Origin of the sequence: Mesorhizobium sp. LSHC412B00, assembly GCF_000503035.1 — a bacterium.
Lineage (GTDB): Bacteria > Pseudomonadota > Alphaproteobacteria > Rhizobiales > Rhizobiaceae > Mesorhizobium.
Map to the genome: position 1 here is coordinate 377,299 of NZ_AYWB01000006.1, position 19,761 is coordinate 397,059.

21 protein-coding genes and 1 pseudogene are annotated in these 19,761 nt (G+C 63.8%); 12 read left to right on the forward strand and 10 right to left on the reverse strand.

From position 1 onward, the window contains the following. Positions 1 to 91: 91 nt before the first annotated feature. The gene (locus X757_RS150295; protein ID WP_023726391.1) at positions 92 to 1,246 is read right to left on the reverse strand and encodes a PA0069 family radical SAM protein; all 1,155 of its coding nucleotides are present in this window, start codon (positions 1,244 to 1,246) and stop codon (positions 92 to 94) included. 150 nt (positions 1,247 to 1,396) lie between these two features. On the opposite strand from X757_RS150295, the gene X757_RS150290 reads away from it, so the two are divergent. Continuing rightward, positions 1,397 to 1,900, forward strand: a complete 504-nt coding sequence (locus tag X757_RS150290) for a glycosyltransferase (protein WP_023684377.1) — start codon at positions 1,397 to 1,399, stop codon at positions 1,898 to 1,900. A gap of 253 nt (positions 1,901 to 2,153) precedes the next feature. After that, positions 2,154 to 3,128, forward strand: coding sequence for a hypothetical protein (locus X757_RS150285; RefSeq protein WP_023726392.1), 975 nt, complete (start codon positions 2,154 to 2,156; stop codon positions 3,126 to 3,128). Here the strand turns inward: X757_RS150285 and X757_RS150280 are convergent. The 7 genes from X757_RS150280 to X757_RS150250 form a co-directional block, all read right to left on the reverse strand. Further along, complete coding sequence (locus X757_RS150280; RefSeq protein WP_023726393.1) at positions 3,118 to 3,549, reverse strand: GFA family protein; 432 nt, start codon at positions 3,547 to 3,549, stop codon at positions 3,118 to 3,120. The two genes, X757_RS150285 and X757_RS150280, sit on opposite strands and share 11 nt — an antisense overlap. Before the next feature lie 123 nt (positions 3,550 to 3,672). Next, positions 3,673 to 4,227, reverse strand: coding sequence for a molybdenum cofactor biosynthesis protein B (gene moaB / locus X757_RS150275; RefSeq protein WP_023726394.1), 555 nt, complete (start codon positions 4,225 to 4,227; stop codon positions 3,673 to 3,675). Then, positions 4,214 to 5,107 (reverse strand): 4-(cytidine 5'-diphospho)-2-C-methyl-D-erythritol kinase, encoded by an 894-nt coding sequence (locus X757_RS150270; protein WP_023709896.1) that lies wholly within the window; start codon positions 5,105 to 5,107, stop codon positions 4,214 to 4,216. The genes moaB and X757_RS150270 overlap by 14 nt, the downstream gene beginning before the upstream one ends. Before the next feature lie 26 nt (positions 5,108 to 5,133). Next, positions 5,134 to 5,319, reverse strand: coding sequence for a membrane protein (locus X757_RS150265; protein WP_023668475.1), 186 nt, complete (start codon positions 5,317 to 5,319; stop codon positions 5,134 to 5,136). Positions 5,320 to 5,391: 72 nt separating this feature from the next. Further along, positions 5,392 to 6,249 carry a S49 family peptidase gene (locus X757_RS150260; protein WP_023702057.1) on the reverse strand — a complete coding sequence of 286 codons (858 nt, stop codon included), beginning with the start codon at positions 6,247 to 6,249 and terminating at the stop codon, positions 5,392 to 5,394. Positions 6,250 to 6,369: 120 nt separating this feature from the next. Then, entirely contained in the window at positions 6,370 to 7,164 is a 795-nt protein-coding gene (locus X757_RS150255) for a tRNA1(Val) (adenine(37)-N6)-methyltransferase (RefSeq protein WP_023696580.1), read from the reverse strand. Beyond that, positions 7,164 to 7,388 (reverse strand): DUF2007 domain-containing protein, encoded by a 225-nt coding sequence (locus X757_RS150250; protein WP_023726395.1) that lies wholly within the window; start codon positions 7,386 to 7,388, stop codon positions 7,164 to 7,166. The genes X757_RS150255 and X757_RS150250 overlap by 1 nt, the downstream gene beginning before the upstream one ends. A gap of 221 nt (positions 7,389 to 7,609) precedes the next feature. Between X757_RS150250 and X757_RS150245 the strand changes: the two genes are divergently transcribed. From X757_RS150245 to X757_RS150225, 5 genes are all read left to right on the forward strand, one after another. Then, positions 7,610 to 8,626 carry a polyprenyl synthetase family protein gene (locus X757_RS150245; RefSeq protein ID WP_023668471.1) on the forward strand — a complete coding sequence of 339 codons (1,017 nt, stop codon included), beginning with the start codon at positions 7,610 to 7,612 and terminating at the stop codon, positions 8,624 to 8,626. 87 nt (positions 8,627 to 8,713) lie between these two features. Next, positions 8,714 to 9,382, forward strand: coding sequence for a GntR family transcriptional regulator (locus tag X757_RS150240; RefSeq protein WP_023702055.1), 669 nt, complete (start codon positions 8,714 to 8,716; stop codon positions 9,380 to 9,382). Positions 9,383 to 9,732: 350 nt separating this feature from the next. After that, positions 9,733 to 10,326 (forward strand): biotin transporter BioY, encoded by a 594-nt coding sequence (locus tag X757_RS150235; protein ID WP_023684369.1) that lies wholly within the window; start codon positions 9,733 to 9,735, stop codon positions 10,324 to 10,326. Between the two features lie 110 nt (positions 10,327 to 10,436). Then, positions 10,437 to 10,853 (forward strand): DUF1284 domain-containing protein, encoded by a 417-nt coding sequence (locus X757_RS150230; RefSeq protein ID WP_023726396.1) that lies wholly within the window; start codon positions 10,437 to 10,439, stop codon positions 10,851 to 10,853. Between the two features lie 191 nt (positions 10,854 to 11,044). Beyond that, positions 11,045 to 12,820 carry a tetratricopeptide repeat protein gene (locus X757_RS150225; RefSeq protein ID WP_031251320.1) on the forward strand — a complete coding sequence of 592 codons (1,776 nt, stop codon included), beginning with the start codon at positions 11,045 to 11,047 and terminating at the stop codon, positions 12,818 to 12,820. Between the two features lie 205 nt (positions 12,821 to 13,025). Here X757_RS150225 and X757_RS150220 read toward each other — a convergent pair whose 3' ends face one another. Further along, positions 13,026 to 13,487: a GNAT family N-acetyltransferase gene (locus X757_RS150220; protein WP_023684366.1), complete on the reverse strand. Its 462-nt coding sequence runs from the start codon at positions 13,485 to 13,487 to the stop codon at positions 13,026 to 13,028. Positions 13,488 to 13,663: 176 nt separating this feature from the next. On the opposite strand from X757_RS150220, the gene X757_RS150215 reads away from it, so the two are divergent. Further along, the gene (locus tag X757_RS150215) at positions 13,664 to 14,608 is read left to right on the forward strand and encodes a glycine--tRNA ligase subunit alpha (RefSeq protein ID WP_023687115.1); all 945 of its coding nucleotides are present in this window, start codon (positions 13,664 to 13,666) and stop codon (positions 14,606 to 14,608) included. Positions 14,609 to 14,611: 3 nt separating this feature from the next. On the opposite strand, the gene X757_RS1000000168530 is transcribed toward X757_RS150215, so the two are convergent. Continuing rightward, a complete protein-coding gene (locus X757_RS1000000168530; RefSeq protein WP_023726399.1) occupies positions 14,612 to 14,782 on the reverse strand; it encodes a hypothetical protein in 171 nt (56 codons plus the stop codon). A 218-nt stretch (positions 14,783 to 15,000) separates the two neighbouring features. On the opposite strand from X757_RS1000000168530, the gene X757_RS150210 reads away from it, so the two are divergent. From X757_RS150210 to X757_RS0133985, 4 genes and pseudogenes are all read left to right on the forward strand, one after another. After that, positions 15,001 to 15,402, forward strand: a complete 402-nt coding sequence (locus X757_RS150210) for an endonuclease domain-containing protein (protein ID WP_023668463.1) — start codon at positions 15,001 to 15,003, stop codon at positions 15,400 to 15,402. Positions 15,403 to 15,708: 306 nt separating this feature from the next. After that, positions 15,709 to 16,926, forward strand: a pseudogene (glyS, locus tag X757_RS150205) (glycine--tRNA ligase subunit beta); the annotation flags it as partial. A gap of 280 nt (positions 16,927 to 17,206) precedes the next feature. Beyond that, positions 17,207 to 19,369 carry a malate synthase G gene (locus X757_RS150200; RefSeq protein ID WP_023726402.1) on the forward strand — a complete coding sequence of 721 codons (2,163 nt, stop codon included), beginning with the start codon at positions 17,207 to 17,209 and terminating at the stop codon, positions 19,367 to 19,369. A 102-nt stretch (positions 19,370 to 19,471) separates the two neighbouring features. Continuing rightward, the coding region (locus X757_RS0133985; RefSeq protein ID WP_031251322.1) for an IS256 family transposase at positions 19,472 to 19,761 on the forward strand (290 nt) is incomplete at its 3' end.

Here is a 19,761-nt window from a genome sequence, read left to right on the forward strand (position 1 = left end):
GACCGGGAGGGCACCGTCTGCAGGCCGGGGGACAGGCCGGACGGGATTCTTGGGTCGCCTGACAGCCACGAGGGCAGGGCAGGCGCTACTTTCAGAGCAGCATCAGCTGCTCGGTCGCCTTGGCGGCGGCGACAAACTGGTCGGTTCGGAGCGTGCGCCGCTCGGCGTTGAGGCCGAGCCGCTTGGCCGTGATCTCGAAGCGCCGGCCGATCTGCCAGGCATAGGGGCCAGCGCCTTTCATCCGCTTGCCCCATTCCGAATCATAGTCCTTGCCGTCGCGCATCGAACGGATCAGCGACATCACGTGCCGGTAGCGGTCGGGATAGTGGCGCAGCAGCCAGTCCTTGAAGATCGGCGCCACCTCGAGCGGCAGGCGCAGGATCACATAGCCGGCCTCGCGGGCGCCTGCGGCGCGTGCCGAATCGAGGATGCGCTCCATCTCCTGGTCGGTCAGGCCGGGAATGATCGGCGCCACCATGACAGAGGCCGGGATGCCGGCATCGGAAAGCTGCCGGATCGCCTCAAGCCGCTTGGTCGGCGTCGACGCGCGTGGCTCCATGGTGCGCGCCAGCATGCGGTCCATCGTTGTCACCGACAGCGCCACCTTGGCCAAGCCCCGTTCGGCCATGCGCGACAAGATGTCGATGTCGCGCGTCACCAGATGGGATTTGGTGACGATGCCGACCGGATGGCCGCGCGCCTCCAGCACTTCGAGGATCTCGCGCATGATCCGGTATTGTTTCTCGATCGGCTGGTAGGGATCGGTGTTGGTGCCGATCGCGATGGTGCGCGGCTGATAGCCATCCTTCGACAGTTCCTTGTCGAGCAGCCGCGCCGCATCCGGCTTGGCAAACAGCTTCGCTTCGAAATCCAGCCCCGGCGACAGGCCCACGAAGGAATGCGTCGGCCGGGCGAAACAATAGACGCAGCCATGCTCGCAGCCGCGATAGGGGTTGATCGAGCGGTCGAAGGAAATGTCGGGCGATTCGTTGCGGGTGATGATGGTGCGCGGCTTCTCGACCTGCACTTCGGTCTTGAACGGCGGCAATTCCTCCAGCGAATTCCAGCCGTCGTCGAACACATGCCGGCTGACCGGCTCGAACCGGCCGGACGGGTTGATGCCTGCGGAACGGCCGCGGTTGCGATCCGGACGGACGCGCATGCCGCTCTGTTCGATCATCGCATTGGCCATCTCGGCTCGCCCTGCTCCGAAAGCAGCAATGTCCGCACGCACGATATGTTCCATTTTGGCCCTTTCCCAAGGACTGTCGGCTGGCTGTCGAATCGCTCTGTTCATGAAAATAATCCTATTTCGCTGATGAGAACAAAGCAAGAACTTTTTCGTTGGGCCATGCAAAACTGGCGCTGCGCCGGGCTTTCCGCTATTCGGCTAAAAATGCTCAGCGTTCTCATCGAAACCCGGGATGACGAAGAAGGCCTTGCCCGCACGCTCGCCTCGTTGATCGGCGGCGCGGTCGAGGGCGTGGTGCGCGATGTCATCGTCTGCGACACCGGCTCGACCGACCAGACGCATCGGGTTGCCGATCATGCCGGCTGCCACTTCGTGGCCGGCGGCATTGCCGCGGGAATCAGGCAGGCGAAGGGTGACTGGCTGCTGTTTCTGGAACCCGGCGCAAGGCTGGCGGAGGGCTGGATCGACGACGTTGTCGCTCACACGGCGCGGCAAACCATGCCGGCGCGCTTTTCCCGTGCGCGCGGCAGCCGCACGCCGTTCCTGTCACGGGTGTTTTCGGGCAACCGGGCGCTGGCCGAAGGGCTGGTCATCAGCAAGCGCCAGGCCGCTGCCCTGTCGAAGAACGCGCACAGCGCCGAAGCCCTTGCGCGCGGTCTCGCCACCAGGCGGCTCGACGCCGAAATCTGGCTGGCGCCGAAGAAGTGATGTTTCTCCCTTCTCCCCGTTCCCAGGGAGAAGGGTGCCCGAAGGGCGGATGAGGGGCAGCGTCGGCGTCCCCCCGGAATTGACACTGTCCGCTGCGCCGTCCGGCTTTTTCGCCGCAAAAACCTATTGTGCATTGCACAAAAGCTGACGCGGGATTAGCATTCCGTTGATGCGGGATATCGGGTTTGGGTAGTGCCGGAGCGGTAAGCAAGCGCCGCGTCGTCGTTGCTGCCGTTCATATCTGAGGACCCCGATGAACCTTTCGTCCCCTGACAAATCCGGCGCCCCCAGTCTAGAGGCCATTGCCCGCAACGGCAGCCTGCTCCGCCGCATCGCGGTGCGTATCCCGACCTATCTGTCCGACCTGCGCGAAAATCCCGCATGGCTGCCGATGTTCGTGCTTGCCCGCACCATGCCGGCGCGCAAACTGCACTGGCTTGGCGCCAAAGCCGCGCGCCCCGCGCAGAGTGCCGGAGCGACGATGTTCAGGGGCGTCGACCTCAAGTCGATCGTCGCGGCGCTGCGCGCCGATGGCCTGTTCTCCGGACTGGTCCTTCCGCAGGCAATCCACGAAGAGATCGCCAGCTTTGCTCAGAGCACGCCGTGCTTCGGCAATTTCGACCGCCGGCTCGAATTCATGCCCGGAGAACACGCAGAAGCCGAGAAGCGGTTCGGCCGCTCTTTGCTCAGCGGACACTATTTCGAGCGCATCCTCGGCTGCAAGGCGGCACTCGCCATCCAGAACGACCCGCTGCTGCTCGACATCGCCCAGCACTATCTGGGCGGGCAGGCAAAGCTGATCACCACGCGTGTCTGGTGGAGCTTTCCGACCGGCGAGGCTTCCGACGCCGACAAGAACCTTGCCTCGCTCGGCAAATATCATTTCGATCTCGACGACTGGCGGATGCTGAAATTCTTCTTCTATCTCAAGCCCTGCGATGCCGGCACCGGCCCGCATGTCTATGTCAAAGGCAGCCACAACAGGCGCAGCCTCAAGCACCAGTTGACGCTGCTGGTCGGCCATCCGGCGCAAGACGTGCTCAAGGTCTATGGCGACGACAGCCCGGTCACGCTGACCGGCGAGGCCGGCCTCGGCTTCGTCGAGGACCCGTTCGGCTTCCACATGGGCACCGTGCCGTCCACCACGCCACGGCTGATGATGGAGGTCGGCTTCGGCGTCTCGCCGCCCTCGCGCCGCCGCTTCCACGGCGAACCGGTCATCCGCTGAGGCCGGAGCGGATCTCGACCGGCATCCAGCGCGCTTGCCGCCGGGCAATGCGACCCTCTTTGTTCTCGGCATCATAGTCCATTGGGACCGGCTCGCGGTTGAACCGCGGCCGGTCATCCAGCGCATTGACGATGACGATCGCTCTCGGTTCGCCGTCGGTGGTCACAGCAGCGACATAGACGCCGCAGTCCCGGCAGATGAGATAATCGGCGGTGCGCAATCCGAACCGGTATCGGTGCAGCCGGGCCTCGTCCTCGACCGCGACGATCAATCGCCCCTGCGGATCGGCGGCGGCGCGCGAACCATGCCGGACACAGAACGCGCACTGGCAGGCGCGGATCTCCATCTCGGACGGCTCAATTCCGGTTTCGAAGGTCAGGTGGATGTTGCCGCAATGGCAGCCGCCGCGGTGCGCGCTCATTGGATCTCTTCCGTCTTGACTTGGCGACAGACTATCCGCCCGACGACCCGGGGGAAATGACCTCTCGAAGGCGCAGCGCCATTCTGCCTGACAAAGGCAGCAATTGGCCGGCTTTGCCTTGGTTTACGAGGCGGCCTTGCCGCGCCGCAAATGCTCGTCCAGGCGCGGCATGATCTCGACGAAGTTGCAGGGCATGTGGCGGTAGTCGAGCTGCGGTTTCAGGATGCCGTCCCAGGCGTCCTTGCAGGCGCCGGGCGAGCCCGGCAGCACAAAGACGAAGGTGGCGTTGACGACGCCGCCCGTCGCCCGGCTCTGCACTGTCGAGGTGCCGATCTTGTCGTAGGAAATGCGGTGGAACACTTCGGAAAAGCCATCCATGCGCTTCTCGAAGATCGGCTCCAGCGCCTCCGGCGTCACGTCGCGGCCGGTAAAACCGGTGCCGCCGGTGGTGATGACGACATCGATGTCTTCGTCGCGCGACCAGCCCAGCACCTTGTCGCGGATTTTCTCCCGGTCGTCGGTGACGATGTCGCGCGCGGCCAGGACATGGCCGGCCTCGGCGATGCGATCAGCCAGCGTCTGGCCGGATTTGTCGTCGGCAAGGCTGCGCGTATCGGACACCGTCAGCACCGCGATGCGCACCGGGATGAACAGGCGGCTTTCGTCAATTTTGGTCATCGGCCCCCTCTGAAGCGATGCTTCGTGTCGCGGCGACAAACCACTCCGGTTCGCGGCTGCGGATCTCGGCGGCGGCGCGCTTGGCGACATTGCCGGTCTCGAACAGCCCGAAGCATGTCGCGCCGGAGCCCGACATGCGCGAGAATCCAGATCCGGCCCTGTTCAGCAGGGAAAGCGCTCTGCCGATGGGCGGCTGTATTGCTTGCGCCGGTTCCTCAAGATCGTTGCGGGTGATCTCCAGCCAATTGCGGACGCCGTGGAAATCGAAACCGCGCGGCAGCGGCGGCAGTCCTTCATTGTCGCGTTTTTCAAGTGCATTGAACACATCGGGCGTCGAGACGGCGACGCCGGGATTGACCAGCACCAAAGCGAGCGCCGGAAAATCCGGCACCAGCGACAGCTCGTCGCCGACGCCACGCGCAACCAGCGGTTTTGCCGCAAGACACATCGGCACGTCGGCGCCGAGCGTGAGACCGATCCGGCTCAGTTCGGCCTCGCCGATGTCGAGCCCCCAGGTCCGGACAAGACCCTGCAATACCGCCGCCGCGTCGCTCGAGCCGCCGCCGACCCCGGATGCGACCGGCAGGTTCTTTTCCAGCCGGATGGCAACCGGCGGCGTGCTCTGCTGGCCGGCCTGCCTGCGCAGCGCCTCGCGCGCCTTCACCACCAGATTGCTGTCGTCGATCGGCACGGAAGTCGCGTAACGGCCCGATACGGAGAACCGGTCGGCGTCGGCAGGCTCGATCTCGACCCTGTCGCCGAAGCGGGTGAAAACGACCAGGCTCTCGAGCAGATGATACCCGTCGGCGCGCCTGCCGCTGACGTGCAGCGCCAGATTTATCTTGGCGGGCGCAAGCCACGTCCGGGCTGCGGCATCCAAACTGTCGGCTGCTGACGGGATGATGCTCAGTCCTTGGCCAGGCGGTATTCGCCGGTCTTGGGATCCTGGACCAGCGTGCCGTTGGTGCCGTTGGCTGCCTGCTTTTCGGTGCGCCGCACCTTGGCGGTCACACGTTCGGCCTCGCGGACGAAGGTGCGGTAGCCGAAATAAGCGGCTGCGCCGACAACTGCGAAGAAAATGATCTGTGGCATTTCAAAGCTCCTCCCTCGCAAGGCGGCAAGGCAGACTGTCAAGCCCTCATGCTAGACGCTTTCCCTGCTTTTTCAAAGCCCGAAGCGAGCCCACAATGCGCGCTCTTCCGCCGCATCGATCACGCCGCTTGCGGCGGCGGCGGCAATATCGGGCGCTGAAAAGTTCGAGCCGAACAGGCCGATGCGGCCAAACAGGCCACGCGGCGCGGTGACCAGCCTGAGCTGGGTTTTCGCGCCGAAGCGGGTTTTCAGTACCGTGCGCATGTCGCTCAACGCATCGACGAGGCCAAGCTCCAGCCCTTTCTTGCCGGTCCAGAACAGGCCGGTGAACAGGTCCGGATCGTCCTTCAGCTTGGTGCCACGGCGTTCCCTGACCAGGTCGATGAAGGTCTCGTGCACTTCCAGCTGCAGCGCCTTCAGGCGCTCGACGTCTTCCCTCTTCTCCGGCTTGAACGGGTCGAGCACCGCCTTGTTCTGGCCGGCGGTGTGGACACGGCGCTCGACACCGATCTTCTTCATCAACTCGGGAAAGCCGAACGAGGCCGAGACGACACCAATCGAACCGACGATGGAGGACGGATCGGCAAAGATCTCGTCGCCGGCGACCGCGATCATGTAGCCGCCCGAGGCCGCCACATCCTCGACGAAGACCAGCACCTTCTTGTTCTTCTCGACCGCGAGGTCACGGATGCGCTTGAAGATCAGCCGCGACTGCACCGGCGAGCCGCCAGGCGAATTGATCGAAATGGCGACGGCGGGCGCATCGAACAGGAACGCCTTTTCGATGAGGGCGGCGGTGGACGCCAAGGAGAGGCTCGGCCGGAACGGGCCGCCGCCGGCCATGATGGTGCCATGCAGCCTGATGACGGGAATGGTGACGACGCTGGATCGCCAGGATTTCGGCAGCAGGCGGTTGAAAAGGCGGTTCACGAGGTGGCTGTCTCCAAATGGCTTCAACGCATGTAGGGATTTGCCGGTCAACGGCAATGCTGCAATCCATCTCAGCCAACTGTGTGCCGGTTTTGCGGCAACGACACTGACGGGCCCAAATCAATCGCCAAACAGCGACGCCAGTCCGTTGTTGATCATCTCGGTTCGTTCCGACGGGCCGTCGCCCGTTTGCCCATGCAGCATCAAAGGCGGGCGGATCGACAGCTTGCCGCGCGCGCCGAGCGCTGCCCTAACGACAATGCGGATTGCGGCTGCTTCCGGGCGTGGATGCACAGCCAGCATCTCGGCGTCGCCGAAGCGGCCCGACAGCGCATCAAGGAGGTCGCCAAGCTGTTCCGGCCGCGCAATGACGGCCAGGCCCCCGCGCGGCTTGGCGACGGCAGCCGCACTTCGGATCCAGCTCTCGAACAGCCCGTCGTCCATGACATGCGCTTGCCGCCGCAGCGGATCTGGCGTGGCGCGGTCCTGCGCCGCGTTGAAGGGCGGGTTCATGATGACGAAATCGAAGGAATTGTCGGCAAGGCCGGCTTGCGTCCGCGCCCGGCCCGACAGCGTGACGTCGGCGGTCAGCACCGAGGCGCGATTGCCGAGATGCGCATTGCCGGGATGGGCGAGCGTGGTTGTGGCGAAGCCTGCCATCTCGGCCGACCGTTCGACGAGCACGACCTGCGCCTCTGGGCAGCGCGACAGCACGGCGAGACCCGCCGCACCGGCGCCGGCGCCGAAATCGGCGAGGCGTCCAGAAAAACCGGATGAAACTGCTGCCGCCAGCATCATGGCATCCATCCCGGCGCGATGCCCTGTCCTGGGCTGGACCAGCCAGAAGCGGCCGCGATGGAAGGCATCGACCGTATGGGCCGGCGTATCGCTGGTAAGCGCGCTCGCTTCAGCCATTATGTCTGGCGGATTTCGTTCTCGATGCCGGCGTCTTTCAAGATGCGCCGCGCCTGATCGGCCTGGTCGGCATCGACCATGACGCGCTTCTGGAAAAGACCGATCGACCCTTCGAGAATGCTCATGTTCTGGTCGGCGACGAAGCAGGCGATCCCGGCATCGCGCATCAGCGATTCGACGAAGGAGATGGTCACGGCATCGTTGGTGCGCACGAGTTCTATCATCGGACGAAGTTCGCAGGTTGCAGCGTTGATGTAAACGCTGGAGCATGGCGCCGAAAAGTGTGGAGCGGTTTCCGGGCAACGGCATGCGGTCGCTAAGGTTGACACGCCGTCACCGCAGCCGCGCCAATTCGCCTCTTGCCGTGCCCGTATGTGCCGCCCTAGAGTCCCAGGCGGGACCAGGGTGCCGTCGCACGCGTGATCAAAGACGGGAGTGTTTGTTGGTGGGTGTCGTTCTCAACATCGAAAACGGGAAGCGGGAACCCGCCTCCATCAAGGATCTCATCGACCTGACAGCAGCCGATATGGGGCGCGTCAACAAACTGATCCTGTCCAAGGCCGGCTCCGACGTCGAGATGATCCCGGAGGTAGCCAATCATCTGATCTCGTCGGGCGGCAAAAGGCTGCGTCCCATGCTGACGCTCGCGGCGGCCCAGATGTTCGGCTATTCCGGCGAGGGCCACGTCAAGCTCGCCACCGCGGTCGAGTTCATGCACACCGCCACGCTGCTCCACGACGACGTCGTCGACGAGAGCGGCATGCGGCGCGGCAAAAAGACTGCCCGCATGATCTGGGGCAACCAGGCGAGCGTGCTGGTCGGCGATTTCCTGCTCGGCCAGGCTTTTCGCATGATGGTCGATGTCGGTTCGCTGGAAGCGCTCGACATCCTGTCCAGCGCCGCCTCGATCATCGCCGAGGGCGAGGTGATGCAGCTGGCGGCAGCCAAGAACCTGGATACCACCGAGGACGAGCATTTCGCCGTCATCAAGGCCAAGACCGCGGCGCTGTTCTCGGCTGCCGCCGAGGTCGGTCCGGTCATCGCATCGGCGACGCGCAACGATCGCGCCGCATTGCGCTCCTACGGCATGAATCTCGGCCTTGCCTTCCAGCTCATCGACGATGCGCTGGATTATGGCGGCTCCAGCCAGGAGCTGGGCAAGAATGTCGGCGACGATTTCCGCGAAGGCAAGGTTACGCTGCCGGTCATCCTCGCCTACCGGCGCGGCACCAAGGCCGAGCGCACCTTCTGGAAGCGCGCCATCGAGGACAATGTCACCGACGATGCCGGCCTGGAAAAGGCGATCGGCCTGATGACCCGCCATGGCGCCATTGCCGACACCATCGGACGGGCCCGCCATTTCGGCGAGATCGCCCGCGACGCGCTGGCGCCGCTGGAGGCGACGCCGCAGAAATCGGCGCTGATCGACGTCATCGACTTCTGCATCAGCCGGGTGAACTGACCCGCGCCTGGCGCCAAAGCAAGATTGCACGCAAAATCGGGCAATCACCGCTCGACAATCGGCAGCAGTGCAAATTATCTATAAAACATGGCAAAGACCGCAGACGACACCATCGCCGTGCGCATCAGCAAGGTGCTGGCGGATCGCATCATATCGGGTGCGATCGAACCGGGAGCCCGGCTGCGGCAGGATCACATCGCCGAGGAATTCCAGACCAGCCATGTCCCGGTGCGCGAGGCCTTTCGGCGCCTGGAGGCGCAAGGGCTGGCGGCCAGTGAGCCCAGGCGGGGCGTACGCGTCGCCGCCTTCGACCTCGGCGAAGTCAGGGAAGTCGCCGAAATGCGCGCAGCCCTCGAAGTGCTGGCGCTGCGCCATGCCGCGCCGCATCTGACGGCTTCCATTCTCAATCTTGCCGAAGAAGCCACAAAGGCCGGCGACAAATCCCGCGATGTCCGCTCTTGGGAGGAGGCCAACCGCACCTTCCACCGGCTGATCCTGGCGCCCTGCGGCATGCCGCGGCTCATCGCCACCATCGACGATTTGCACGCCGCAAGCGCCCGCTTCCTGTTCGCCGCCTGGCGTTCGGAATGGGAAATCCGCACCGACCAGGACCATCGCGCGATCCTGAGCGCGCTGCGGCAGGGCAACACCGAATCGGCCGCGGCCACGCTTGGCCGGCACGTGCAGTGGATCGGCCAGAAACCGGTCAAGACCGCGTCGGGCAAGATGCGCGAAGCGTTTGCCATCGTCGGGTAGGGACGAAGGGACAGTCGTCGGATTCCGCGCGTAGCGATCCTTCACACCCCCCTCTGTCCTGCCGGACATCTCCCCCGCAAGGGGGGAGATCAACAGCTTTGCCGTTGCGTTAGTCCTGCAACGTCGGCATTGGCGAAAGCAGAGGCGACATCCGATCTCCCTACCTGCGGGGGAGATGGCCGGCAGGCCAGAGGGGGGTGCTGTCCCGCCAGCCTTCCAAATGTCCTTTATTCGGCACGCAAGCCCAAGCCTTTTTAGGGGCGAGGGTTGCCATTCCCGCGCAAATATGGATTCGATAATAGATCGAACAACAAAATTATCTATAATTCAAACCAGCCAGGGAGGCCGCCATGACCGACATCGCCTTTTCGCCCTCCAAGCCCTCCTTCAGCCCGTTGCGCCTGCAAACCCGCTCGTATGCCTGGCAAGCCGCGGCCATCGTCATCGGCACGCTGTCCATTGCGCTCGCCTCCTACATGGAAGTGCCGATGCTGCCGGTTCCAATGAACATGCAGACCTTTGCGGTGACGCTGGTGGGCGCGCTCTACGGCTGGCGGCTCGGCGCGATCACCATCGCCGCATGGCTCGTCGAGGGCGCTGTGGGTTTGCCGGTGCTGTCGGGCGGAGCTGCCGGCATCCAGCATTTTGCCGGGCCGACCGCCGGTTATCTCTTCGCCTTCCCGCTTGTCGGCGCGCTCGTCGGCTGGCTGGCCGAGCGCGGCTGGAACGGCAACCGCGTGCTGCTCGCCTTCGCCGGCATGGTCCTCGGCAACCTCGCCTGCCTGGTTCTCGGCACGGCCTGGCTCGCCCTCATGATCGGCCTCGAACAGGCCATCGCCTTCGGCTTCTTGCCCTTCCTCGTCGGCGGCCTGCTGAAATCGGCGCTCGGCGCCGCGACGCTCAAGCTGTTTTGGAGCAACAAGGCGGACCCGGCAGGAGCATGATCCCGAAAAGTGGAGTCCGGTTTTCGGAAGAGATCATGCTCAAACAAAGAGATGGAGCCCCATCCCGATACCATCGGGATGGAACAGGCTCCGCTGGTGCGTCCTGACCGATGACCGTCCGGCTGCGCTCCCACCATCTTCTTTGCCTGCTGACCTATATCGGCGAAGGGTACAGCGCAGCCTTCGTCGCCAACTATGACGTGATCGCGAAACGTCTGGGCCGGGGCGAGGATATTCTGATCGTCTCCGGCCCCGACGACATCTGCCAGCCGCTGCTCGGCGGGGCGGAGCCCCACTGCTTGCGCGAAAGCGCCGCCGGCCGGGACGAGCTGGCAGCACGCGATGTCGGCAAGCTGCTGACCCGGCCGATCCGGGCCGGCGTCCGCTTCAGCCTCGACGCGGCAACGCTTGCCGGCTTGCGCGCCGCCTTTGCAGCCGGCGTGACGCGTGAGGCCTGCCAGGGTTGCGAGTGGGCCGGCCTGTGCAGCACTGTCGCGGCAGGCGGATATCGCGATGTCAGGCTGTAGCTCCCAACCCCGATCTGCTATTGTCGGAACCGATAGTGTCTGCGTCGCCATGGTTTGTTAATCGGGTGACCCGATTGTGAATTCGGCCCGGATTGAAGCCTGACCCCAAAAAGGCCATGCTTTGTCAGGAAACATCGAGTCTATGGCTTCTCCGCGCCGACGCGGGATGGCGCTTGGCTGAAAGGGATACGATGCGGCAAGGACGTGCGCGCTGGCTCGCGGGGCTGGCAATTGTGGCAGGGATGGCGATTTCTCCGCTGCCTGCCTACGCCAAGGAATCGACCGACCCGGTCAAGATCACCTCCTTCTCGGGCGCCTATCTCGCTGCCCGCATCGCCGAAGGCGACAACGACCTCGACAATGCCATCGCTTATTACAAGCAGGCGCTCGCCTTCAATCCCGGCGACACCTCGCTGCAGCAAAGCCTGATGCTGTCGCTGATCGCGCAAGGCCGCTTCGAGGAATCGCTGGTCTATGCCGACAAGCTCAAGGCAGTTCCCGACGTCGAGCGCTTCTCGCGTCTGGCTCTGGCGGTCGATTCCTTCCACAAGAAGGATTTCACCAAGGCGCAGTACTGGCTCAAGCTGTCGCTCGAGTCCGATCTCGACCGGCTGATTTCCGGCGTCATGTCCGGCTGGGCACAAGAGGGCGCCGGCGACCCCACCGGGGCGATGGCCTCGATCGACAAACTGCAGGGGCCTGACTGGTTCGGCCTGTTCAAGTCCTTCCACCGCGCGCTGATCGCCGATGCCGCAGGCCTGTCGGACAAGGCCGACGCGCTTTATGACGCGACCCTGACCGACGTCACGGCCGGCGGTGCCGCGCCCGAGACATGGATGCGCAACGCCCAGGCCTACGCGTCTTTTCTGGCGCGCAAGGGCAACAAGAACAAGGCGCTCTACGTGCTCGACAAGGCCGAGGCGTTCGCGCCCGGCAAGCTCGACATCCAGGCGCTTCGCGACAGGATCAGCAAGGGCGACAAGATCGAGCCCTTCGTCGCCAATCCCTCCGAAGGCGCCGCTGAAATCCTGCTCGACCTCGCAATCGCGCTCAATCGCGGCGGCGGCGAGCCGTTCGTGCGCCTCTATCTGCAATATGCGCTCGCGCTCAAGCCCGACAGCGACGCCGCTTTGGTGCAGCTTGCCGCCGTCGCGGAGCAGTTGAAGGACGGTGAAGGCGCCATTGCTCTCTATAGCCGCATTCCAGCCTCTTCGCCGCTGAAGGAGCTTTCCGACCTGCAGCTCGGCCTCAACCTTGCCGATCTCAACCGTCACGACGAGGCGATCGCCCATCTCAAAGCATTCGTCGAAGCTCACCCCGATGACATGCGCGCCTATCTGGCGCTGGGCGGGGTCTATGCCTCGAAGGAGGATTTCCGCTCCGCCGCCACTCTCTACGACAAGGCGGTCGCGGTGCTGAAGACGCCGACCAATGCCAACTGGAACATCTACTATCAGCGCGGCATCGCCTATGAGCGACTGAAGGAATGGCCAAAAGCCGAACCGAACTTCCTCAAGGCGCTTGAGCTGTTCCCCGACCAGCCGCAGGTACTGAACTATCTCGGCTATTCCTGGGTCGACATGAACATGAACCTCAAGGAAGGCCTGGCGATGATCCAGAAGGCCGTCGACCTCAGGCCGAGCGACGGCTACATCGTCGATTCGCTGGGCTGGGCCTATTTCCGCATGGGCCGGTTCGACGACGCCGTGCGCGAAATGGAGCGCGCCGTGTCGCTCAAGCCGGAAGATCCGGTGCTCAACGACCATCTCGGCGATGCCTATTGGCGCGTCGGCCGCAAGCTCGAAGCCACTTTCCAGTGGAATCAGGCGCGCGACCTGAAGCCGGATCCCGATGTGCTTGCCATTTTGCAGCAGAAGCTGATGAAGGGCCTGCCGCCGATCGAATCCAACACGGCGCAGGAAACCCCGAAGGTCAAGCCGGCCACCCCGCCAGCGCCGAAGGGGTGATCGGGCCATACTTCTGATGAAACGGGGCTCGCTGAGCCCCGTTTTTTCGGCTTGGCGTCTTAGAGCAATTCCAGGAAAGTGTGCGCGGTTTTCCGTTCGGAATTGCGACAGAAACAAAGAGATAGAGACGCCCTATCGCGATCGTCATTCTATGGCGGAGCAAGGAGCGAAGCGACGCGGCGCAGACCCAGCGTTGGCGCTCATTCTAGAACAGCTTTCGGTAGACGACGAACCCCGAGAGATCGCCGATCTTGTCGTAGAGCTTCATCGCCGTGTGGTTGGTTTCGTGTGTCAGCCAGTAGACGCGGCTGGAGCCTGCGGTTTGCGCCCTGGTATAGACGTCTTCGATCAGTGCCCGGCCGACGCCCTTGCCGCGCGACGCCTCATTGGTGAAGAGATCCTGCAGATAGCAGTTCGGCGAAATCGCCGTCGTGGTGCGGTGGTAGAGATAGTGGACAAGGCCGAGAAGCTTGCCTTCGCTCTCGGCGACCAGCGCATGCATCGGCTCATAGGCATCGAAGAAGCGCGACCATGTCATTGCAGTGATGTCACCGGGCAAGGCGGTCTCGCCCGAGCGGCCGTAAAACGCATTGTAGCCGTCCCACAGCGGCAGCCATTGCTCGTAATCCTCTCGGGTGACGGGGCGTACGGTGAGCTGGCCTTGCATGGCTGAACCTTTGTCGTTGAAGCTGGGCGAGCAAACGGCCACCGGCACCGTCCGGCAATGGGCCAGTCCGAAGCAAAGCGTTCAACCTCTCATCAAGGCGGCGATAGGCGCTGCCTTGACGCTTGCCGGCCCGGCAACTAGGGAATGTCATCATTTCAGCGCTTTCCGAGGCCGCCGTGACGTCAGACAGTCCAGCCCATATGCACCCCAGCCGCTCGTTCCAGGGGCTGATCCTGACCCTGCACAATTACTGGGCCGCCTATGGCTGCGTCATCCTGCAGCCTTACGACATGGAAGTCGGCGCCGGCACCTTCCATCCGGCCACCACGCTGCGCGCGCTCGGGCCCAAGGGCTGGAACGCCGCCTACGTCCAGCCCTCGCGCCGGCCCAAGGACGGCCGCTACGGCGAAAACCCCAACCGGCTGCAGCATTATTACCAGTACCAGGTGATCCTGAAGCCCAACCCGCCGAACCTGCAGGAACTCTATCTCGGCTCGCTCAAGGCGATCGGCGTCGATCCGTTGCTGCACGACATTCGCTTCGTCGAGGACGACTGGGCAAGCCCGACGCTTGGCGCCTGGGGGCTCGGCTGGGAGTGCTGGTGCGACGGCATGGAAGTGTCGCAGTTCACCTATTTCCAGCAGGTCTGCGGCATCGAATGCGCGCCGGTGGCGGGAGAACTGACTTACGGCCTGGAGCGGCTGGCCATGTATGTGCAGGGCGTCGACAATGTCTACGACCTCAACTTCAATGGCCGAGAAGGCGCCGAAAAAGTCACCTATGGCGATGTCTTCCTGCAGGCCGAGCAGGAATATTCCAGGCACAATTTCGAATATGCCAACACCGCCATGCTGCTCAGGCATTTCGAGGACGCCGAAGCCGAATGCAAGGCGCTGCTCGCGGCCGGCGCCCCGGCTTCGAACGACAATCTGCCGATGCACCGCATGGTCTTCCCGGCCTATGACCAGTGCATCAAGGCCAGCCACGTCTTCAACCTGCTCGACGCGCGCGGCGTGATTTCGGTGACCGAGCGGCAGAGCTACATCCTGCGGGTGCGCAATCTGGCGAAAGCCTGCGGCGAGGCATTTTTGCAGACCCAGGCCGGCGGGCTCGCCGCCTGAGGCTCACTTCATCATTTCGGGGGAAATGTTGATTGGCGCCGAGAACTGGCCAGACGATCCCGCCATGGTCCGCATAGCCTGCCGCACACCCGGCATCGAGAAGGCGCCATGCACCTGCGCGGCGAGACAGGCGCTGAGCGCGATGATCTGGAGAAGTCTCGATGCCGTTTTCATGGTCGTTCAGCCAATAAGTTCCCTGCCTGAGCGTTCGTCGCTTCAGCGCTGCGTTTGGTTCATGGAAATCTTTGATCAAAGGACGGGCGGGCTGGTTGCGGCCCGACAGGGGCGGTCAAAATTTCTGGAAACAGCGGTCAGCCGAGTTGCTATGCCCTCTTACCTCCCCCTAGATGGGGGAGGTCGCCGCGAAGCGGCGGGNGACAGCGCGACGTTCCATGCCAAAACTCGATCGATTCAAGCTGCAGTCTGCGCAAAGGCTTCGCGCGGCGATGACCGACGAGGAACGCATCCTGTGGCGGCATCTGTGGCGCATTCCAGTAGAAGGCACTCATTTTCGCAGGCAGGCGTCGGTAGGCGTTTACTTCCCTGATTTCATCTCCCACCGGCTGAAGCTGATCATTGAGGTGGACGGTGCCCATCACAGCTTCGATGACCAGCAGCACCATGACGAGCGTCGAACGAAATGGTTCGAGAGCCAAGGCTACCGCGTCATTCGCTTCTGGAACCATGAAATCAAAAACGAACTGGATTCCGTGCTCGATACGATCTATGCGGCGGTGGAAGAACGAAAATCACACCTGCGTTTGCGCGATGGTGCCGAAGGTATCGGCGGCTGAGAGGTCGCCACCCCACCCCGGCGCTGCGCGCCGACCCTCCCCATCGAGGGGAGGGTGGGAGCCTGACCATGCCTGATCTGCTTCTAGAACTCCGCTCGGAAGAGATCCCCGCCCAGCCGCGCGTCCGCAGCGCCGGAGGGGCGAGGACGCGCAATCAGGAAGAAGGCATGCGGGTGGAGAAACTCTGATGCCTGATCTTTTGCTAGAACTTCGCTCCGAGGAAATCCCCGCCCGGCCGCGCAACCGCAGCGCCGGAGGCGCGAGGACGCGCAATCAGGGAGAAGGCATGCGGGTGGAGAAACTCTGATGCCGGATTTGTTGCTGGAACTCCGCTCCGAGGAAATTCCCGCCCGCATGCAGCGCAAGGCGGCGGGCGATCTCAGGAAGATGCTGACCGACGGTCTGGTCGAGGCGGGTCTGACCTATGACGCCGCGCGCGAATACTGGACGCCGCGGCGCCTGGCGCTCGATGTCAGGGGCCTGACCGCACGCTCGAAGGATATCCACGAGGAGATCAAGGGGCCGTCGACGACGGCGCCGGAACAGGCGGTGCAGGGTTTTCTGCGCAAGGCAGGCCTTGCCTCGGTTGCCGAGGCGCATGTCCATTCCGATCCGAAGAAGGGAGATTTCTACGTCGCCCATATTTCGAAGCCGGGCAGGGCGGCGGAAGAAATCGTCGCCGAACTGGTGCCGGCCATCATCCGCAGCTTCCCGTGGCCGACATCGATGCGCTGGGGGCCGGCTTCAGCCAAGCCCGGTTCGCTGCGCTGGGTGCGGCCGCTGCAGACGATCCTGTGCACCTTCGGCCCGGAGACCGAGGAGCCGGTGGTGGTCGATTTCGAGATCGATGGCATCCGCTCGGGCAATATCACCTACGGCCATCGTTTCATGGCGCCGGGTGAAATCACCGTGCGCCGCTTCGACGATTACGTGACCAAGCTCGAAGCAGCCAAGGTCGTGCTCGATGGCGACCGCCGCAAGGAGATCATCCTTGCCGACGCCCGCAACCTCGCCTTCGCCAACGGGCTCGACCTGGTTGAGGACGAAGGGTTGTTGGAAGAAGTGTCGGGCCTGGTCGAATGGCCGGTGGTGCTGATGGGCGAATTCGAGCAGGCCTTTCTTGCCATTCCGCCCGAGGTGGTGCGGCTGACCATTCGCGCCAATCAGAAATGCTTTGTCACCCGTCCGCAAGGCGACGGCGAAAACCTTTCCAACCGGTTCATCCTCACCGCCAACATCGAGGCGAAGGATGGCGGCAAGGAGATCGCGCACGGCAACGGCAAGGTGGTGCGCGCGCGCCTGTCGGATGCGCTGTACTTCTGGCGGACCGACCAGGGCGATCTGCCCGATCTCGAGCAGCTTGAAGCATCGGCGGAAAAGTTCGGGCTCGATCTGAAAAAGCCGCTCGACCAACGCATGGCCCGCCTCGACCATCTCGGGGTGACTTTCCACGCCAAGCTCGGCACGCAAGGCGAGCGGGTAGAGCGCATCAAGCGGCTGGCGGAGGAACTGGCGCCAACAGTGGCGCAGTCGATCTCCCCCCTTGAGGGGGAGATGGCCGGCAGGCCAGAGGGGGGCGCTGTCCCGCCGACCTCTCATCGACGCTCAACCCCGCGACTCGGCCTGTTTCGATCGGTCATGGAAAGGTTTGCGTTCCTTCGCGCCCCCCTCTGCCCTTCCGGACATCTCCCCCACGAGGGGGGAGATCAGCAGCTTCAAATTCCCCGCCTTCACCCTAAGCTGAATTGACCCCTCACCCCCGACATGCCAAAGGCCGCAAAGCCTTTCATCTGGAGAAGCCCTGATGACCGATCGCGTCGAGATCGCCGGATTGCGGATTGCCCGCGAACTGCATGACTTTGTCGGCGAAGCGCTGCCGGGTACCGGCATTGCCGCCGACGTCTTCTGGAACGGCTTTTCGGCCATCGTCCATGATCTCGCGCCGAAGAACCGGGCGTTGTTGGCCAAACGCGACGCCATGCAGGAACAGATCGACGCCTGGCACCGCGCCAATGGCGCGCCCATCGATATGGAGGGCTACAAAAGCTTCTTGCGTGAGATCGGCTATCTCGTGCCCGAAGGGCCGGCCTTTTCCGTGTCGACCGACAATGTCGACCCCGAGATCGCCACCGTTGCCGGGCCGCAGCTGGTGGTGCCGGTGATGAATGCGCGTTATGCGATCAACGCCGCCAATGCCCGCTGGGGCTCGCTCTACGATGCGCTCTACGGCACCGACGCTATTGCCGAGACCGGTGGCGCCGAGAAGGGCAAAAGCTTCAACCCCGTGCGCGGCGCCAAGGTGGTTGCCTGGGCGAAGAGTTTTCTGGACGAGTCCGTGCCGCTCACCTCGGGCAAATGGGCCGGCGTGAACGGGCTGACGGTTTCGGGTGGCACCTTGCGGCTCGGCGCCGGCGCCAGCGGCACGACGCTGGCCAACCCGAAACAATTTGCCGGCTATCGCGGTGACGGCGCCAACCCGGAAGCCATCCTGCTGGTCCAGAACGGCCTGCACATCGAGATCCTCATCGACCGCACCAACCAGATCGGCCGCACCGACCCGGCCGGCATTGCCGACGTGATCCTGGAATCGGCGCTGACCACCATCCAGGACTGCGAGGATTCGGTCGCGGCGGTGGATGCCGAGGACAAGGTCATCGTCTACCGCAACTGGCTCGGCCTGATGAAGGGCGATCTGGCGGAGGAAATCAGCAAGGGCGGCAAAACCTTCACGCGCAAGCTCAATCCGGACCGCGCCTGGACCGCGCCCAGTGGTGGCGCGCTGAGCTTGCCTGGCCGCTCGCTGATGCTGGTGCGAAACGTCGGTCACCTCATGACCAATCCGGCCATCCTCGACCGCGATGGCAACGAGGTGCCGGAAGGCATCTTGGATGCGGCGATGACGGCGCTGATCGCGCTGCACGATGTCGGCGCCAACGGGCGTCGGATGAATTCCCGCGCGGGCTCGATGTATGTGGTGAAGCCGAAGATGCATGGGCCGGAGGAAGTCGCCTTCGCAGTCGAGATTTTCGACCGCGTCGAAGCGCTGCTCGGTATGGCGGCAAACACCATCAAGATGGGCATCATGGACGAGGAGCGGCGCACCACCGTCAACCTCAAGGAGGCGATCCGCGCCGCCAAGGAACGCGTCGTGTTCATCAACACCGGCTTCCTCGACCGCACCGGCGACGAGATCCACACCTCGATGGAAGCCGGGCCGATGATCCGCAAGGGCGACATGAAGCAGGCCGCCTGGATCTCCGCCTATGAGGCGTGGAATGTCGACATCGGGCTCGAATGCGGGCTCGCCGGTCATGCCCAGATCGGCAAGGGCATGTGGGCAATGCCGGATCTGATGGCGGCGATGCTGGAACAGAAGATCGCCCATCCCAAGGCCGGCGCCAACACCGCCTGGGTGCCGTCGCCGACAGCGGCGACGCTCCACGCCACGCACTATCACAAGGTCGATGTCCATGCCGTCCAGGCGGCGCTCAAGAGCCGGCCGAAGGCGAAGCTCGATGATATATTGTCGGTGCCGGTGGCGGTGCGGCCGAACTGGACCCCCGACGAGATCCAGCGCGAGCTCGACAACAATGCGCAAGGCATTCTCGGCTATGTCGTGCGCTGGATCGACCAGGGCGTCGGCTGCTCGAAAGTGCCCGACATCAACGATGTCGGCCTGATGGAAGACCGCGCCACGCTGCGCATCTCCTCGCAGCACATCGCCAACTGGCTGCACCACAAGGTTTGCTCCGAAATTCAGGTGATGGATTCGCTGCGGCGCATGGCAGCGATCGTCGACCTCCAAAATGTCGGCGACCCGCTCTACCGCCCGATGGCCACCGACTTCGACGCTTCAATCGCCTTCCAGGCCGCCTGCGATCTGGTGTTCAAGGGCCGCGAGCTGCCGAATGGCTATACGGAACCGGTGCTGCACGCACGGCGGCTGGAGCTGAAGGCGAGGAGTTGAGCGCCGGTAGTGTGCTGAGAGTTCTGCAAATTCGCTGAGAGAGGGCGGTCATGGCAGGCTGGTGATGTTCAACGTCACCGATTCCCTGGAAGGAACGCCACCATGACCAAGACAGAAGGTAAATCGACCAGCGCTGCCGTCAAAGACATTCTGCTTTCGAACCCGGAGGGGCTGCACGAAGTGATCCGTGCGGTAATGCAGGAGGTTCTCGAGGCCGAGATGGAGGAGGCGCTGGGTGCTTCGAAGGGCGAACGCACGCCTGAGCGCCTTGGGTATCGCTCGGGTTACTACGGCCGCACCCTGGTCACCCGGGTGGGCAAGCTTGAGCTGCGGGTTCCACAGGACCGGGCGGGTCACTTCTCCACCGAGCTGTTCGAGCGCTACCAGCGTTC

Bases quoted from the DNA above. Each gene is read 5' to 3' on its own strand.
- X757_RS150290 (WP_023684377.1), top strand. From the start codon at position 1,397: ATGCTCAGCGTTCTCATCGAAACCCGGGATGACGAAGAAGGCCTTGCC.
- X757_RS150220 (WP_023684366.1), bottom strand. From the start codon at position 13,487: ATGCAAGGCCAGCTCACCGTACGCCCCGTCACCCGAGAGGATTACGAG.
- X757_RS150250 (WP_023726395.1), bottom strand. From the start codon at position 7,388: ATGATAGAACTCGTGCGCACCAACGATGCCGTGACCATCTCCTTCGTC.
- X757_RS150200 (WP_023726402.1), top strand. From the start codon at position 17,207: ATGACCGATCGCGTCGAGATCGCCGGATTGCGGATTGCCCGCGAACTG.
- X757_RS150285 (WP_023726392.1), top strand. From the start codon at position 2,154: ATGAACCTTTCGTCCCCTGACAAATCCGGCGCCCCCAGTCTAGAGGCC.
- X757_RS150265 (WP_023668475.1), bottom strand. From the start codon at position 5,319: ATGCCACAGATCATTTTCTTCGCAGTTGTCGGCGCAGCCGCTTATTTC.
- X757_RS150210 (WP_023668463.1), top strand. From the start codon at position 15,001: ATGCCAAAACTCGATCGATTCAAGCTGCAGTCTGCGCAAAGGCTTCGC.
- X757_RS150225 (WP_031251320.1), top strand. From the start codon at position 11,045: ATGCGGCAAGGACGTGCGCGCTGGCTCGCGGGGCTGGCAATTGTGGCA.
- X757_RS150295 (WP_023726391.1), bottom strand. From the start codon at position 1,246: ATGGAACATATCGTGCGTGCGGACATTGCTGCTTTCGGAGCAGGGCGA.
- X757_RS150255 (WP_023696580.1), bottom strand. From the start codon at position 7,164: ATGGCTGAAGCGAGCGCGCTTACCAGCGATACGCCGGCCCATACGGTC.
- X757_RS150280 (WP_023726393.1), bottom strand. From the start codon at position 3,549: ATGAGCGCGCACCGCGGCGGCTGCCATTGCGGCAACATCCACCTGACC.
- moaB (WP_023726394.1), bottom strand. From the start codon at position 4,227: ATGACCAAAATTGACGAAAGCCGCCTGTTCATCCCGGTGCGCATCGCG.
- X757_RS1000000168530 (WP_023726399.1), bottom strand. From the start codon at position 14,782: ATGAAAACGGCATCGAGACTTCTCCAGATCATCGCGCTCAGCGCCTGT.
- X757_RS150230 (WP_023726396.1), top strand. From the start codon at position 10,437: ATGACCGTCCGGCTGCGCTCCCACCATCTTCTTTGCCTGCTGACCTAT.
- X757_RS150240 (WP_023702055.1), top strand. From the start codon at position 8,714: ATGGCAAAGACCGCAGACGACACCATCGCCGTGCGCATCAGCAAGGTG.
- X757_RS150235 (WP_023684369.1), top strand. From the start codon at position 9,733: ATGACCGACATCGCCTTTTCGCCCTCCAAGCCCTCCTTCAGCCCGTTG.